The organism is Pseudomonas sp. GW821-FHT02A08 (assembly GCF_059422045.1).
Genome location: NZ_JBWKWD010000028.1, coordinates 40,050 through 55,994 on the forward strand (window position 1 = coordinate 40,050; position 15,945 = coordinate 55,994).

The window sequence follows — 15,945 nt, forward strand, 5'->3', positions numbered from 1 at the left end:
TCAAATCCGGTAGAACTGCCGATACCACTTCACAAATGCTCTTACGCCGGTTTCCAGCGTCACCTGCGGGCTGAAGCCCACCCACTCGGCCAGTGCCGAGACATCGGCCCAGGTCTTGACCACATCGCCGGCCTGCATCGGCAGGTAGTTGCGCCGGGCCTGCAGGTCCAGGGCGGACTCCAGACACTCGACGAAATCCAGCAACGCGACCGGCATGCCCCGCCCGATGTTGAACAGCCTGTTGACCCCGGCGGCGGAGCCCTCCGGCACCGGTGGCCTTGGGCGCAGTCGGGCGATACCTTCGACAATGTCGTCGACATAAGTGAAGTCGCGGGACATCTGGCCCTGGTTGTAAATGTCGATGGGCAGGCCTTTGAGAATGGCGTCGGTGAACTTGAACAGCGCCATGTCCGGGCGGCCCCACGGGCCGTAGACGGTAAAGAAGCGCAGGCCACTGGCTTTCAGGCCATACAGGTGGCAGTAACTTTCGGCCAGCAGCTCATTGGCGCGCTTGCTGGCGGCGTACAGCGAGACAGGATGTTCGACAGGGTCCTCGACACTGAACGGCATCTTGCTGTTGCTGCCGTAGACCGAGCTGCTCGAGGCGTAGATCAGGTGCTCGGGGCGATGGTGCCGACAGGCTTCGAGCACATTGAGGAAGCCCACCAGGTTCGATTGCCCATAGACATCCGGGTTGTCCAGCGAGTAGCGCACCCCGGCCTGGGCTGCCAGGTGCACCACCTCGGTGAAACGGTGCTCTTGAAACAGGCTCATCAGGGCCGGTTTATCGACTATGTCCATTTTCCGGAAACGAAAACCCGGTAACGTCTCCAGCACCTTGAGGCGTGCGTGCTTGAGTTCCACGTCGTAGTAGTCGTTGAGGTTGTCAATACCGACGACCTCCTGACCCTCGCGGCACAAGCGCTGGACCGTATGAAAACCGATGAAACCGGCCGCACCGGTGACCAGGACGGTCATTGCGCGTACGCCGGTGAATGCGCCGTGATCGGCGCGAGATTACTGATCCAGACCCTCATCAGCTTCATGTGTCGTTCCTGCTTAGGGCGTCATTCGCCCGCGGTTGCGTTATGAAGCTTATAAAACAGATACATTTCAGTTTCGATAACCCCTCGCCCGACCTCAGCAAAAATAAAATATTTGGCCGAAATAACCGCTGCTATCTGGCCGATCCGTCATGGGGTTTGTAAAACCGGAACAAACCGATATCCACGGTCCTGATGTATTCCCGGGCCCAATCCGGCTTGACCGTACGATCATGAAAATACAGGGCACCCTGGGTGCGATCCGGCAGTTCCTTGTTCAGGGCCTTGCGTGCGATTTCCTTGGCCATCGTGTAAGGCACCTCTTCCTGGACCGAATCGGATTTGCCGTCGCACCACCAGGAAAACTGGCAACTCTTGGTCTCCGAACCCTGCTTGACCACTTTGCACACCGTGTCCGGAAAGCCCTCGTGGCCCAGGCGATTCATGACCACGTTGGCCACCGCCTCCATGTCGGCGGCGTCCTTGCCCCTGGCTTCCCAGTAAATGGATCGGGCCAGGCAGGTGATCGCATCGTCCAGCGGCGCGGCGCCGGCCGGGTCGACGGCCTGGACTTCGGACGGGGTAATGGCTTCTGCCTTGGGCGCCGGTGCGGGGTTGTCGCTCTCGGCGGCTTTTTGTTCCAGCACCTCGGCCTTGTTCTCGGCCGCTTGCTGCTTTTGCGCTTGATCCGCAGCGGACACCGGGCCGGCAAGCAACATCAGGGCGAAGCAGGTGGCGATCCAGTCGAGGCGCATGGTCGGTGTCACTCGGTGAGTGGTTCGATTCAGTCTAGTAGTGAAATGATTTCGCCCACCCCCACTACACTCTGGATAAATCCGTTGTCTTAGCTGGGCCAACTTCGCGCATCATGGGCGCAATCTGCTCAAGGGGGATTTTCATGGGTTTCATTTCATCCGCAATGCGCTTGGCCGGTGTGGCACTGGGCCTGGTATTCACCGCCAACGCCGTGGCGGCCGACGAAGCGCAACTGATCGAATCGATCAACGTCTACCGCAGCCAGCTGCAGCGCTGCGCCGGCCAGGTGTCATCGGAGCTGCCGCCACTGTCGGCCGACCCGCGCCTGGTGCTCACCGCCCCGAGCATCGGTGATCTGCAGCAGGCCATGGCTACGGCCGGTTATCCCATGAAGAATGTGCAAGCCATCAGCCTGTCCGGACCTCGTGATGCGGCATCGGCGATGAAGGCGATCCAGGAGAGCTTTTGCCAGATCGTCCTCGACCCGCAATTCGTCGATGTCGGCGTCAGCCGCCAGGACCGGCAATGGCGCATCGTGGTCGCTCGGCCATTGTTGAGCGCACGCCTGGGCGACGCCCAGACCGAAGGCCAGAAGCTGCTCACCGAACTCAACGCCGCACGCACCCGGCCACGCCAGTGCGGCGCGCAGTCCTTCGCCGCCGCGCCACCGCTGGCCTGGAACGCCACGCTGGCCAGCGCCGCCGAAGGCAACTCCCGCTCCATGGCCAACAACAACTACTTCGATCACAAGGACCGTGATGGCCGCACCCCGGGCGACCGCGCGGAACTGGCCGGCTACGACTTCCAGCAGATCGGCGAAAACATCGCCGCCGGGCAGGACAGCGTACGCAAGGTGGTCGAAGGCTGGCTGACCAGCCCCGGCCATTGCGCCAACCTGATGAACCCGCAATTTCGTGAATTGGGCGCGGCGTATGCGACCGATCCGAAGAGCGATGCGGGGATTTACTGGACGGCGATGTTTGGGGCGCAGTGAGAACTGAACCTGGCACGAACAATGTGGCGAGGGAGCTTGCTCGAAGCGGCCCAAAAAGAGGGCCTGTTGCGCTAATGCCGATCAGTCAGGCGAACCCAGACGCTACGCCTTCCTTGTAGCAGCTGCCGAAGGCTGCGTGCGGCTGCGCAGCAGTCGTAAATCCGGCTTGCACGATCTCTCTGAGGTACCGCGAACTCTGATTTTACGACTGCTGCGCAGCCGAACGCAGGCTACGCCAGCTGCTACAGATTGCGTTGTGGCTGAACTGATCGGCATTAGCCTGCTGCGCAGTACAGCGGGACGGTGCGGCGATCCGACAAGCTCCCTCGCCACAGGTGATTCATCACTCCTGGTATTTCCATGTTTTTGCAAGGTGCGTCAGTGCGAACTCATCCCGGCCGCCTGCATCAACATCCGCAACGCCCCCGCCACCACCCCCAACGCAACCACACTGCCCAGCCAGATCAACACCAGCCACCCAAGGCGCTTGTACCAAGGCGCCGGTGCTGGTTCACGGGAATCAATGGTAGCCATCGCCAATCCTCACTTTGCCGCGGAACACGTAGTAGCTCCAGACCGTGTACATCAGGATGATCGGCAGGATGAACAGCGCGCCGATCAGGATGAACAACTGGCTGGTCGGCGGTGACGCCGCGGCCCACAGGCTGATCGACGGCGGCACGATGTTCGGCCAGAGGCTGAACGCCAGGCCGATGTAGCCCAGGAACACCAGCATCAGGGTGAAGGCGAACGGCCAATGGGTGTGGCGTTGGCGCAGGGTCTTGAGCAAGCCGAACATCGCCAGCAAGGCCAGCACCGCGAGGCCACCGAACACCGCCAGGTGCGCATGGGCAAACCAGCGGGTGGCGATGTCCGGATGCAGGATCGGTGTCCACACACAGATCACACCGATCACCGCCAACAGCAGCCAGGCCAGGGGCCGGGTGAACAGGCGCATCCGCGATTCCAGCATGCCTTCGGTCTTGACCAGCAACCAGGTGCTGCCGAGCAGCGCATAAGCGACGATCAGACCGACACCGCAGAACAGCGGAAAGGGTGCCAGCCAGTCCAGTGAACCACCGGCGAACTGGCGGTCGACCACCGGGATGCCGGCAATGTAAGTGCCGATCACCACGCCCTGGGAGAAGGTCGCCAGCAGCGAACCGCCGATGAACGCCATGTCCCAGATGTGACGTTTTTCAGGGCTGGCCTTGAAGCGAAACTCGAAGGCCACGCCGCGAAAAATCAAGCCGCACAACATCAGGATCAGCGGCAGGTACAACGCTTCCAGAATCACCGAATAGGCCAGAGGGAACGCGCCGTACAGCGCCGCGCCGCCCAGCACCAGCCAGGTCTCGTTACCGTCCCAGACCGGTGCCACGGTGTTCATCATCACATCGCGTTCCTTCGCATCCGGGATCAGCGGAAACAGAATGCCCAACCCCAGGTCGAAGCCGTCCATGATCACGTACATCATCACGCCGAAGGCGATGATCACGCCCCAGATCAGCGATAAATCGATACCTTGAATACCCATGACTCAACTCCCTTCCTTCAATTGACGCGGGCGTCGGTTTCGAGGATTTCAGCGTCGGCGGACAGCGGCCGGCGCGGTGTGATGACCTGATCGGAATGCCCGTCGACGGGATGTCCGTGATGCGGCTGCGGGCCTTTGCCGACCAGTTTCATCATGTAGCCGATGCCCACCGTGAACACCGAGAAATAGATCACCACGAACAGCGCCAGCGAAATGCTCAACTGCGCGACACTGTGGTTCGTTGCGGCATCGACGGTGCGCAGAAGCCCATACACCACCCACGGCTGGCGCCCGACTTCGGTGGTGATCCACCCGGCGAGCATGGCGATCAGGCCACTTGGCCCCATCCACAACATCAGGCGCAGGAACCAGCGATTGCGGTAGATGGCACCGCTGCGACGCAGGGCCAGGCCGAGCACGCCGGCCAGCACCATCAACATGCCGAGCCCGGCCATGACGCGGAAACTCCAGAAGACCACCGTCGAATTCGGCCGTTCCTCCTTCGGGAAGCTCTTGAGCGCCGGGATCTGCTTGTCGAGGCTGTGGGTCAGGATCAGGCTGCCCAGGTACGGAATCTCGATGGCGTATCGGGTTTTCTCGGCCTGCATGTCGGGGATGCCGAACAGCACCAGCGGCGTGGCTTCGTTGCCATTGTTTTCCCAGTGCCCTTCGATGGCTGCGATCTTCGCCGGTTGATGTTCCAGGGTGTTCAAGCCATGGGCGTCGCCGACCACTGCCTGGATCGGCGCGACGATCAAGGCCATCCACAACGCCATCGACAGCATCTTGCGCACTTGTTTGGTGTCGTTGCCGCGCAGCAAGTGCCACGCCGCCGACGAGCCGACGAAGAACGCCGTGGCGACGAACGCGGCGATCGCCATGTGCGCCAGGCGGAACGGGAACGACGGGTTGAACACGATGGCCAGCCAGTCCAGCGGCATCACCCGACCGTCGACGATCTCGAAGCCCTGGGGCGTTTGCATCCAGCTGTTGGACGCAAGAATCCAGAAGGTCGAAATCAGCGTGCCGATGGCGACCATGACCGTCGAGAAGAAGTGCAACCCACGCCCTACCCGGTTCCAGCCGAACAGCATGACCCCGAGGAAACCGGCTTCGAGGAAGAACGCGGTGAGCACTTCATAGGTCAGCAAGGGCCCGGTGATGCTGCCGGCGAAATCGGAGAAGCGGCTCCAGTTGGTGCCGAACTCGTAGGCCATGACCAGCCCCGAGACCACGCCCATGCAGAAGTTGACGGCGAAGATCTTCGACCAGAAATGGTAGAGATCGCGGTAGGTGTCGTTGCGGGTCTTGAGCCAAAGCCCTTCGAGCACCGCCAGGAAACTGGCCAGCCCGATGGTGATGGCGGGAAAGATGATGTGGAACGAAACCGTGAACGCGAATTGCGTGCGCGCCAGGTCCAGTGCCTCCAGGTTAAACATGTCGAAATCCTCATTGCGGATTTAAAACTGTGGGAGCGAGCTTGCTCGCGATGAGGCCGGCACCTTCAACATCAATGGCGTCTGGCACCCTGCAATCGCGAGCAAGCTCGCTCCCACAAAGTCTTGAGTGATCGGCACTACGCAGCGGACGTCGAAATCAGGTTGCTGGCCCTGGCCTGCTCCAGCCGGATGGCGACGAACTTGGAAGTCGGGGTGAAGGTGCGGTCACCGTAACTTTCCAGCGGCACCAGTGGGTTGGTCTCCGGGTAGTACGCCGCGGCCTGACCAGCCGGAATGTCGTAGGCGATCAGGGTGAAACCGCTGACCCGACGCTCGCGTTCGTCGTCCCACAGCGCCACCAGGTCGACCTTCTGCCCCGGTTCGAACCCCAGCCGGCGAATGTCCTGCTCGTTGGCGAACACCACGTCGCGCATGCCGTAGACCCCGCGATAACGGTCATCCAGGCCGTACAGCGTGGTGTTGTACTGATCGTGGGAGCGCATGGTCTGCAGAATCAGGTGCGGCTTGACCGCCAGGTTGCGCACGCCCTCGCTGATCAGGTGCTCCGGCAGCACGCTCGGGGTGAACTGGGCTTTGCCGCTGGCGGTTTTCCAGATGCGCCTGGCCGCGTCGTTGGGCATGTGGAAGCCGCCCGGATGCAGCAAGCGCCGGTTGAAGTCTTCGAAACCCGGAATGGTGTCGGCAATCATGTTGCGGATGCGGCCGTAGTCGCCGATGGCCCAGTTCCAGTCGATCGGGTGCTTGCCCAGGGTCGCGGCGGCGATGCCGGCGATGATCGCAGGCTCCGAGCGCAGGTGTTTCGACTTCGGCTTCAGTTGACCGTGGGAGATGTGGATCATGCTGAAGGTGTCTTCCACGGTGACGCCTTGCGGCCCTTCGGCCTGGATGTCGATGTCGGTGCGGCCCAGGCACGGCAGGATCAGCGCTTCACGACCGGTGACCAGATGGCTGCGATTGAGCTTGGTGGCGATGTGCACGGTGAGGTCGCATTTGCGCAATGCAGCGTGGGTCCGCGGGGTGTCGGGGGTGGCCTGGGCGAAGTTGCCGCCCAGGGCGATAAACACTTTCGAACGCCCCTGCTCCATCGCGCCGATCGCCATCACGGTGTTGTGACCATGCTCGCGCGGCGGCTTGAAGGAGAAGCGTTTTTCCAGGGCATCGAGCAAATCAGTGGGTGCCAGCTCGTTGATGCCCATGGTGCGGTCGCCCTGCACGTTACTGTGACCGCGAACCGGCGACAGCCCCGCTCCGGGCCGGCCGACGTTGCCGCGCAGCAACATCAGGTTGATGACTTCCTGCAGCATCGGCACCGAGTGCGTGTGCTGGGTCAGGCCCATCGCCCAGCACATGATCACCCGCTTGGACCGGGCGTACATGCGGGCGGCGAGTTCGATGTCAGCTAAAGACATGCCCGACTGCTGTTCGATGTGCTCCCAGCTGGTGGCGTCGACTTCGGCCAGGTAGGCATCCATTCCCGAGGTGTGTTCGGCGATGAACTCATGGTCGAACACCGGCTCACCACCGCTGGCCTGCGCTTCGCGCTCCCACTGCAGCAGGAACTTGACCATGCCGCGCATGACCGCCATGTCGCCGCCCAGTGCCGGGCGGAAGTACGCGGTGTTGGTCGGCTCGGAGCCGTTCATGAGCATTTCGATCGGGTGCTGTGGATGCTGGAAGCGCTCCAGTCCGCGCTCCTTGAGCGGGTTGATGCAGATCACCTGCGCACCGCGCTTGACCGCTTCACGCAGCGGTTCGAGCATCCGCGGGTGGTTGGTGCCGGGGTTCTGGCCGATGACGAAGATCGCATCGGCATGCTCCAGGTCGTCAAACACCACGGTGCCTTTGCCCACGCCGAGGCTTTCGATCATGCTCACCGCGCTGGCTTCGTGGCACATGTTCGAACAGTCCGGGAAGTTGTTGGTGCCGTAGGCCCGGACGAACAGTTGATAGAGAAAGGCGGCCTCGTTGCTGGCCCGGCCCGAGGTGTAGAACTCGGCCTGATCCGGCGACTCCAGCGCATTGAGGTGCCGGGCGATCGTCGCGAACGCTTCGTCCCAGGTGGTTTCCACGTAACGGTCGGTGGCCGCGTCATAGCGCATCGGGTGGGTCAGGCGGCCCTGATACTCCAGCCAATAATCGCTCTGCCCGGCCAGTGCCGAGACGCTGTATTTGTTGAAGAACGCAGGGTCGACCAAACGCCCCGTGGCTTCCCAGTTAACCGCCTTGGCGCCGTTCTCGCAGAACTTGACCATGCCGCTTTCCGGCGACTCGCCCCAGGCACAACCGGGGCAGTCGAACCCGCCGTTCTGGTTGGTCTTGAGCATGGCGCGAATGTTCTTCAGCGCGTTTTCACTGCCCAGCCAGTTCCTGGTAACAGCGATCAGCGCGCCCCAACCAGCGGCGGCACCTTTATAGGGTTTGTAGCGGTCGACTTGAGACATGGTACTTCTCCGTGACCTGATTCAGGTCATTGATCGTTTGACGGAGAAAAGCATATGAACAGCGATTAATTATTGTCTAATCGCTATTTACGACCACATTATCGAAACGCTCTATCACTGTATTTTATCCTTGTTTATCAATGCCTTGAACTCACTTAAAGCCCGTCAAATCACAAAATAAAGTTCATCATCGACCCGCTCGATCACCCGGTTGTTAATAGTGATTGGACGCCCGTTAACGTTGCTCCTAGCCTGCGATCAACAGATCCGTTAACAGCGCAATACTTGTAGGAGCGAGCCCTGCTCGCGATGGACTCAAGAACACCGCGTTTAGTCAGTAAGCACGCGTCATCGTTAACGATCATCGCGAGCAGGGCTCGCTCCTACAAAGTCCATCCAACACCAAGCGAGGGTGTCATGTCAGAACGAGTCCTGATCGATGGGTTTGCAAGGCGCGTGGACTATCTGCGGATGTCGGTCACCGACCGCTGCGATTTCCGTTGCGTGTATTGCATGGCCGAGGACATGCAGTTTCTGCCCCGGCAACGGGTGCTGACCCTGGAAGAGATTTATCAACTGGCACAAAGCTTCGTCGCACTGGGCACCCGCAAGATCCGCCTGACCGGAGGCGAGCCGCTGATTCGTCCCGGCGTGGTGCAACTGTGCGAGAAGATCGCCGCCCTGCCCGGCCTGCGTGAACTGTGCATGACCACCAACGGTTCACAGCTGGCCAAACTGGCCGGGCCGTTGTTCGACGCCGGGGTCAAGCGCCTCAACATCAGCCTCGACTGCCTGGACCCGCAACGTTTTCGCGAACTGACCCGCACCGGTGACCTGGCGCAGGTGATCAGGGGCATCGACGCCGCCAACCAGGCGGGATTTCGCAACACCAAGCTCAACTGCGTGGTGATGAAGGGCCGCAACGACCATGAGATAAATGATCTGGTGAGCTTCGCCATCGACCGCAACCTCGACATCTCCTTCATCGAGGAGATGCCGTTGGGCACGATCGACGAGCACAGCCGCGCCGAATCGTTTTTCGCCAGCAGCCAGGTCCGCGAACGCATCGCCGAACGCTACACTTTGATTGATTGCGCCGAGTCGACCCAGGGCCCGTCGCGCTACTGGCGCCTGGCCGAGGCGCCGCAGATTCGCCTGGGGTTCATCTCACCCCACAGCCACAATTTTTGCGGCACCTGCAATCGGGTGCGGCTGACCGTGGAAGGTCGCCTGCTGCTGTGCCTGGGCAATGAGCACTCGGTGGATCTCAAGGCTGTTTTGCGCAGCCACCCCGGACAGCCCGAGCGCCTGGAACAAGCCATTATCGAGGCGATGAAGCTCAAGCCTTATCGGCACAACTTCGAAGTGAACGACGATGTTCAGGTTGTTCGCTTCATGAACATGACGGGTGGCTGAAACCCATGATCGTGAGACCCAAACCCAACCTGATCGGCGTGCTGACGTCCCTCAAGGGTTCGATTGCCAAGCGCATCGCCTGGCGCAGCCTGATGGTGACGCTGCTCGCCTCGGCCATCGTGCTCATCGAAACCCTGCATCCCAGCTACTTTTCCAAGGTCAGTGCCACGCCCTTCACGCTGTTGGGTTTGTCGCTATCGATCTTCATGAGCTTTCGCAACAACGCCTGCTACGACCGCTGGTATGAAGCACGCAAGGCCTGGGGCGATGTGATCGTGGAAGTCCGCTCGATGATTCGTGAAACCCTGGTGATCAAGGACACGGCTGAACGCCACACGATCCTCAGCAACCTGTGCGGTTTCGCCCATGCCCTCAACGCGCGCCTGCGCCAGGAAAACGAACTGGCCGCCAGTGGCGACTGGCTGCACCCGGTGCCCAAGGGCAACACCACGGACATCAGCGGGCAGATCCTGATGCAGGTCGGTCAACAGTGCTCGACACTCAACGAGTCCGGGGCGATCAACGACTGGCGCTACACACTCATGGCCAACCATCTGACCAGCCTGACCCATGCCCAGGCCGTCTGTGAACGGATCAAGAACACCCCGCTGCCGTTCCCCTACACCTTGCTACTGCACCGCACCATCTACCTGTTCTGCATCCTCCTGCCGTTTGCCATGGCCGAACCCCTGGGCTGGCTGACACCGATTTTCACCGCGATTGTCAGCTACACCTTTTTCGGCCTGGACGCGATTGCCGACGAACTGGAAGACCCCTTCGGCCGCGATGAAAACGACCTGCCCACTGATGCCATCGTACGCAACATCGAGCGTGATGTGCTGGCTGCGCTGGGTGTGAAGCAATTGCCGCCACAGCTGGAGCCGGTGGATTTTGTGTTGAACTGACACTAAAGAAACATACAGAACCTGTGGGAGCGAGCTTGCTCGCGATAGCGGTGGGTCAGGCAACATCTCTATTGAATGTGCCGACCTCTTCGCGGGCAAGCCCGCTCCCACAGGAATTGTGGCCGGCCGTGGGATTGGCGTTCACTGAAGATCAAAGTTGTGGGAGCGGGCTTGCTCGCGAAGGCGTCAGGTCAGTCGACATCTCTGTTGAATGTGCCGGCCTCTTCGCGGGCAAGCCCGCTCCCACAGGGTATTTTGGGTGGCCGCAAGAATGGCGTTCACTGACGATCAAAACTGTGGGAGCGAGCTTGCTCGCGATAGCGGTGGGTCAGGCAACATCTCTATTGAATGTGCCGACCTCTTCGCGGGCAAAGCCCGCTCCCACAGTTTATTCGCTGTATTCAGAACAGTTCGCTGAAGGGTATGAACCGCGCTGTGTCGCCCACTTCCAGGGTGCAGCCCTGCGCCGCCGCGACCGCCAGTTCGAACGGGCCGAGACGCTTGCCGGCACGCAGCAGCACATCGCCGGCGCGGTTCTCCTGACCTTGCGGGCGAATGTTGCTGCCGGCGCTCAGGGGCTGCTTGAAGCGAATGCGTCCGTCATCCAGTACCTCGGTGTTCTCCTGCATCTCCACGCAGTTGGCCCCCGGCGGAACCGGAGCGCCGGTGAAGATGCGTGCGCAGGTTCCCGGTGCCAGGGTTTCGGGGGCGTGACCGGCAAACACCTGCTGCGACACGGTCAGCGGATCCCCATCCCAACCCTCGATATTCAGGGCATACCCGTCCATGGCGCTGTTCGGCCACGGCGGCAAATCGAGAGTCGCCACCAGGTCAATGGCCAGTACCCGTTGCCTGGCGGCACTGAGCGGCACCGCTTCACTGTCTTCAATCCACCGCGCCTCGGCCATTGTCAGCAAACGGTCGATGGCCTCCTCCACCGACATCAAGGGTGATCGACTCATCCCCGCGTCCCGCAGGCTTGCACAGGCTTGAGGTGCGGTACGAAATTGCACGGTCGGTGGCGCGCGTCGAGCTGCTCGGCAAGGATGCCTTCCCACGCGGTGCGGCAGGCGCCCGTGGAACCCGGCAGGCAGCAGACCAGCGTGCCATTGGCCAGCCCGGCCAGCGCCCGGCTCTGCACCATCGAGGTACCGATGTCCAGGATCGAAATCGCCCGGAACAGCTCACCGAAACCATCGATCTGTTTATCCAGCAAACAGGCCACGGCCTCGGGTGTGCTGTCGCGGCCGGTGAACCCGGTGCCGCCCGTGATCAGCACCACCTGGATGCCGTCGTCGGCAATCCAGTTCGCCACCTGCGCGCGGATCTTGTACAGGTCGTCCTTGAGCAGGTTGCGCTCGCTGAGGGTGTGGCCGGCTTCCAGCAAGCGACTGACGAGTAATTGGCCGGAGGTGTCATTGGCATATTCACGGGTATCGCTAACGGTCAGCACGGCAATATTCAAAGGGATAAACAATGCATCCGGTTTGACGCTCATGGAGTTCTCCGGCAGATAAAGGTTAAATGACTTCCGGAGACTAATTCGATAAATCAAGCCGCGTCTAATCACTCTAATCAACCAGACTATCGAGCCAATCTATCAATATAAAAAGACCAGAAACAACATTAACGATAGAGCCCGTCGATAACCCCTTAGATAGCAGTGATTGGACGCACGCCGAAGACAATGAGATCGTCTCGGCTCACGATTCCTGCCTCGCCTTGTGTCTTGCACACCTGAGTCAATACTTAACCCTTCACTCCCCCGCCAGCAGGTGCCGTCATGGACATCAAACAACTCAAGTTCCTGATCGCCCTGGAGCAGACCCGCCACTTCGGCCAGGCGGCCGCGCGCTGCCACATCACCCAGCCCACGCTGTCAATGCGCCTGCGCAACCTGGAGGATGAACTGGACCTGGTGCTGGTCACCCGGGGCCAGCGCTTCGAGGGTTTTACCGAGGCCGGCGAACGCGTGCTGGCGTGGGCCAGGACCCTGCTGGCCGCCCACGACGGGCTCTTCGCCGAGGCTGCCGCGTGTCGGGGCCAACTCGTCGGCAACTTGCGCCTGGGGCTCGTGCCCCTCAGCAGCTTCAACCCGGTCACCTACATCCAGGGCCTGTCCCGCAGTTTTCCGGAGCTCAAGTACAGCCTGTCGTCCCTGAGTTCCGACCAGATCATCGAGGGTCTGGGCAACAATCAGCTGGACCTGGGCGTGTGCTACCTCGATCACGTCAACCCGAGCTATTTCGAGTTTTTCGAGATCGGCGAAACCCGCGTCGGACTGCTGTACGACAACCGCCACTTCCATTTCGACGGCACGCAAATGAGCTGGGAAGACGCCGCCGAACTGCCGCTGGGGATGCTCAGTAATGGCATGCACTACCGCAAGTCCATCGACCTGAGCTTTCGCAGCCGCGGGCTGGATCCGCAGCCGATCCTCGAAAGCGATTCGACCTACCAGTTGCTGCAGGCGATTCACGAAGGTTTCTGCTGCGCGATCATGCCGCTGGACAGTGGCCTGGAAGAGCCCATCGAACACCTGTCGTTCATCGAATTGCCCGATGCCAGCGTGCTCGCGCCCCTGGGCCTGGTGATGCGCAAGACCGAACCGCGCTCGGCCATTGCCGAGAAGTGTTTCGCCGAAGCACGAACGTTATTCAGCCGGGCCCACTGATCAAGTTGCGGTTTTATATAAAACCGCACCGAACATGTTTGCCCAGCATGATAGACATCACCAATCGGCACATCGGAACAAGCGATTGGACGCTTATAAAAGTTACCCGTAGCCTGAACTTAATTCAGCGCTTCGAGGTTCTTTTCATGTTGTACCAAGTTGAACAAGCCGATAGTCGAAGCGACACTAACGCCCCCGCACAAAAACCGCTGAATGTGAACTTTCGCGAGTACGACAATGCCGCGTCAGTCTGTCAGGCGACGCCCACCGCCCTGACCGCCGTCAGCGTGGCGGCGTTGACCCTCTACGACATGTGCAAGGCGGTGGACCGCGGCATGGTCATCGACGACATCCGTCTGCTGAGTAAACAAGGTGGCCGTTCCGGTCATTTCAAGCTCGAGGACGCACAATGATCCTGATCAATTACTTCGCCCGTTACCGCGAGCAGCTCAACCTGGGCGGCGAAAAACTGCCCCTGACCGACAACCTCAAGACCATCGAGGACGTGCGCCGCCTGCTGATGGCTCGCGGTGAACTGTGGAGCCATGTGCTCGGTGAAAACAACCTGATGTGTGCGCTGAACCAGGAGCTGTGCCATCCGGACCGGGTGATCGAGGACTATGACGAGATCGCCTTTTTTCCACCGGTCACCGGGGGTTGAGCCATGGCGGTTCGGGTCCAGCGTGAAGTGTTCGACGTCGGCCGCTTAATCGACAGCCTGTGCGTTCATCATGGACTACCTGAAAACCGACGCGCCGTTCTGGAAACGCGAAGACGTGGCGTGTGGCGCTCGCTGGGTGGATGCCCGTGACAGTGACCGCTCAGCCGTCGAGCGCTGGGCAGATACGCAGCATCAGGCTGCTATGCAACGCGCGCCGGCGTAGCTACAGTCATTGGCTCAACGCTTTTCTACACAAGGAATTTCCGCTTGAGCCCCACGCCCTCCCCGATCACCCAACAGGACGTGCCACAGCCCCGGTCCATCAGCCTGCGCGAAGCCTTCCTGTTCTGGCTCAAACTTGGCTTTATCAGTTTCGGCGGGCCGGCCGGGCAGATTTCAATCATGCATCAGGAGCTGGTCGAACGCCGGCGCTGGATCTCCGAGCGGCGCTTTCTGCATGCCCTCAACTATTGCATGTTGCTGCCCGGGCCCGAGGCACAGCAGTTGGCGACCTACATCGGCTGGCTGATGCACCGGACCTGGGGCGGTGTGATCGCAGGTGTGCTGTTTGTATTGCCGTCGCTGTTCATCCTGATCGCGCTGTCCTGGGTGTACATCGCCTTCGGCGAAGTGCCCGTGGTCGCCGGATTGTTCTACGGGATCAAGCCGGCGGTCACGGCAATCGTGGTGCAGGCGGCTCACCGGATCGGCTCGCGGGCGCTGAAGAACGGCTGGTTATGGGGTATCGCCGCCGCGTCCTTTGTGGCCATCTTCGTGCTCAACGTGCCGTTCCCGCTGATCGTGCTCGGTGCGGCGGTCATCGGCTTTTTCGGCGGACGCCTGGCACCGGAAAAATTCAGGACCGGTGGCCACGGCGCGGCGAAAAAGTCTTTCGGCCCGGCCGTGATCGACGATGACACCCCAACCCCCGAACACGCTCGTTTCAGCAGCTGGAAACTGGCGCGCCTGGCCGTGATCGGTGCGCTCTTGTGGACACTGCCCATGGCCATGCTCACCGCACTGTTCGGCTGGGAAGGCACGCTGACCCAGATGGCCTGGTTCTTCACCAAGGCCGCGCTGCTGACCTTTGGCGGCGCCTACGCGGTGCTGCCGTATGTCTACCAGGGCGCGGTCGGTCACTACGCATGGCTGACGCCGACGCAGATGATCGACGGCCTGGCGCTCGGTGAAACCACGCCGGGTCCGTTGATCATGGTCGTCGCCTTCGTCGGGTTCATCGGCGCCTACGTGCTTCAGGTCTTCGGGCCGGATCAGGCGTTTGTCGCCGGTGCCGTGGCCGCCACTCTGGTGACCTGGTTCACCTTCCTGCCCTCGTTCCTGTTCATCCTTGCTGGCGGACCGCTGGTGGAATCGACACACAACGAACTCAAGTTCACCGCGCCGCTGACAGCCATTACGGCCGCCGTGGTGGGCGTGATTCTCAATCTGGCCTGTTTCTTTGGCTACCACGTACTGTGGCCCAAAGGCTTCGAAGGAGCACTGGACTGGCCTTCGCTGCTGATCGCCATGGTGGCGGGCGTTGCCTTGCTTCGGTTCAAGCGCGGGGTGATCGAGGTGTTGATCGGTTGCGGGTTGATCGGCCTTGTCGTGCACCTGATGTTCTGAATCAAACATTTACACGCGCTCCAATCCTCCCTAGTATCCAGCCATCCCCCCGGATGGCTTGTGCTACTTGCCACCGACGATTTGCGCCGCCGGAAACCTGCGCCATGCGTACTTTGCCGTCACTGCTGAAAATTTCGATCCAGGCCACCTCGCTGCTGGCCGCGGACGGCATTGCATGAAGCGCATCGTCAACCTGCCCATGGCCCTGCGCCGCTCCAAACTGCGTCACTCCGCACGTCCGCCGGATAGCGCCCTGCTCGCCTGATCGGCGAGCCCCTCCTTTCGCTATCCCGGTCCGCGTGAACCCTGCTCAGCCATACACAGAACCTGTGGGAGCGGGCTTGCTCGCGAAAGCGGTGTGTCAGTCACCACATGTGCTGGATGTGCGGGCCTCTTCGCGAGCAAGCCCGCTCCCACAAGAACTGCGCTCGC

At 61.1% G+C, this 15,945-nt stretch carries 13 protein-coding genes and 3 pseudogenes; 8 read left to right on the forward strand and 8 right to left on the reverse strand.

The window, feature by feature from the left end:
• Positions 1–978, reverse strand: a complete 978-nt coding sequence (locus AC07W4_RS19315; RefSeq protein WP_495033589.1) for an NAD-dependent epimerase/dehydratase family protein — start codon at positions 976–978, stop codon at positions 1–3.
• Positions 979–1,177: 199 nt separating this feature from the next.
• Positions 1,178–1,798 (reverse strand): cell wall hydrolase, encoded by a 621-nt coding sequence (locus AC07W4_RS19320; RefSeq protein ID WP_495033590.1) that lies wholly within the window; start codon positions 1,796–1,798, stop codon positions 1,178–1,180.
• Between the two features lie 143 nt (positions 1,799–1,941).
• Between AC07W4_RS19320 and AC07W4_RS19325 the strand changes: the two genes are divergently transcribed.
• Positions 1,942–2,793: a CAP domain-containing protein gene (locus tag AC07W4_RS19325; RefSeq protein ID WP_495033591.1), complete on the forward strand. Its 852-nt coding sequence runs from the start codon at positions 1,942–1,944 to the stop codon at positions 2,791–2,793.
• Positions 2,794–3,171: 378 nt separating this feature from the next.
• Here AC07W4_RS19325 and AC07W4_RS19330 read toward each other — a convergent pair whose 3' ends face one another.
• The 4 genes from AC07W4_RS19330 to AC07W4_RS19345 form a co-directional block, all read right to left on the reverse strand.
• A complete protein-coding gene (locus AC07W4_RS19330; protein ID WP_008051210.1) occupies positions 3,172–3,327 on the reverse strand; it encodes a DUF2474 domain-containing protein in 156 nt (51 codons plus the stop codon).
• Positions 3,314–4,330 carry a cytochrome d ubiquinol oxidase subunit II gene (gene cydB, locus AC07W4_RS19335; protein ID WP_495033592.1) on the reverse strand — a complete coding sequence of 339 codons (1,017 nt, stop codon included), beginning with the start codon at positions 4,328–4,330 and terminating at the stop codon, positions 3,314–3,316. Before cydB ends, AC07W4_RS19330 begins: the two co-directional genes overlap by 14 nt.
• A 17-nt stretch (positions 4,331–4,347) precedes the next feature.
• A complete protein-coding gene (locus AC07W4_RS19340) occupies positions 4,348–5,769 on the reverse strand; it encodes a cytochrome ubiquinol oxidase subunit I (RefSeq protein WP_495033593.1) in 1,422 nt (473 codons plus the stop codon).
• Between the two features lie 137 nt (positions 5,770–5,906).
• On the reverse strand, positions 5,907–8,231 hold the full coding sequence (locus tag AC07W4_RS19345) for an FdhF/YdeP family oxidoreductase (protein ID WP_495033594.1): 2,325 nt from the start codon (positions 8,229–8,231) through the stop codon (positions 5,907–5,909).
• A 417-nt stretch (positions 8,232–8,648) separates the two neighbouring features.
• Between AC07W4_RS19345 and moaA the strand changes: the two genes are divergently transcribed.
• A complete protein-coding gene (gene moaA, locus AC07W4_RS19350; RefSeq protein ID WP_495033595.1) occupies positions 8,649–9,647 on the forward strand; it encodes a GTP 3',8-cyclase MoaA in 999 nt (332 codons plus the stop codon).
• A 5-nt stretch (positions 9,648–9,652) separates the two neighbouring features.
• Complete coding sequence (locus tag AC07W4_RS19355) at positions 9,653–10,552, forward strand: bestrophin family protein (RefSeq protein ID WP_495033596.1); 900 nt, start codon at positions 9,653–9,655, stop codon at positions 10,550–10,552.
• Positions 10,553–11,004: 452 nt separating this feature from the next.
• Here the strand turns inward: AC07W4_RS19355 and AC07W4_RS19360 are convergent.
• Both AC07W4_RS19360 and moaB read right to left on the reverse strand, forming a co-directional pair.
• A pseudogene (locus tag AC07W4_RS19360) lies at positions 11,005–11,514 on the reverse strand (MoeA family protein); the annotation flags it as partial.
• A complete protein-coding gene (gene moaB / locus AC07W4_RS19365; RefSeq protein ID WP_495033597.1) occupies positions 11,511–12,050 on the reverse strand; it encodes a molybdenum cofactor biosynthesis protein B in 540 nt (179 codons plus the stop codon). The gene moaB and the pseudogene AC07W4_RS19360, both read right to left, overlap by 4 nt.
• A gap of 285 nt (positions 12,051–12,335) precedes the next feature.
• Between moaB and AC07W4_RS19370 the strand changes: the two genes are divergently transcribed.
• From AC07W4_RS19370 to chrA, 5 genes and pseudogenes are all read left to right on the forward strand, one after another.
• Positions 12,336–13,226 carry a LysR family transcriptional regulator gene (locus tag AC07W4_RS19370; protein ID WP_495033598.1) on the forward strand — a complete coding sequence of 297 codons (891 nt, stop codon included), beginning with the start codon at positions 12,336–12,338 and terminating at the stop codon, positions 13,224–13,226.
• 269 nt (positions 13,227–13,495) lie between these two features.
• Positions 13,496–13,639: pseudogene (locus tag AC07W4_RS19375) on the forward strand (cyclic pyranopterin monophosphate synthase MoaC); the annotation flags it as partial.
• Entirely contained in the window at positions 13,636–13,887 is a 252-nt protein-coding gene (moaD, locus tag AC07W4_RS19380; RefSeq protein WP_008051226.1) for a molybdopterin converting factor subunit 1, read from the forward strand. The pseudogene AC07W4_RS19375 and the gene moaD, both read left to right, overlap by 4 nt.
• Positions 13,888–13,942: 55 nt before the next feature.
• Positions 13,943–14,110, forward strand: a pseudogene (locus tag AC07W4_RS19385) (molybdenum cofactor biosynthesis protein MoaE); the annotation flags it as partial.
• 44 nt (positions 14,111–14,154) lie between these two features.
• The gene (gene chrA / locus AC07W4_RS19390; RefSeq protein WP_495033599.1) at positions 14,155–15,513 is read left to right on the forward strand and encodes a chromate efflux transporter; all 1,359 of its coding nucleotides are present in this window, start codon (positions 14,155–14,157) and stop codon (positions 15,511–15,513) included.
• The last annotated feature ends 432 nt before the right edge of the window (positions 15,514–15,945 follow it).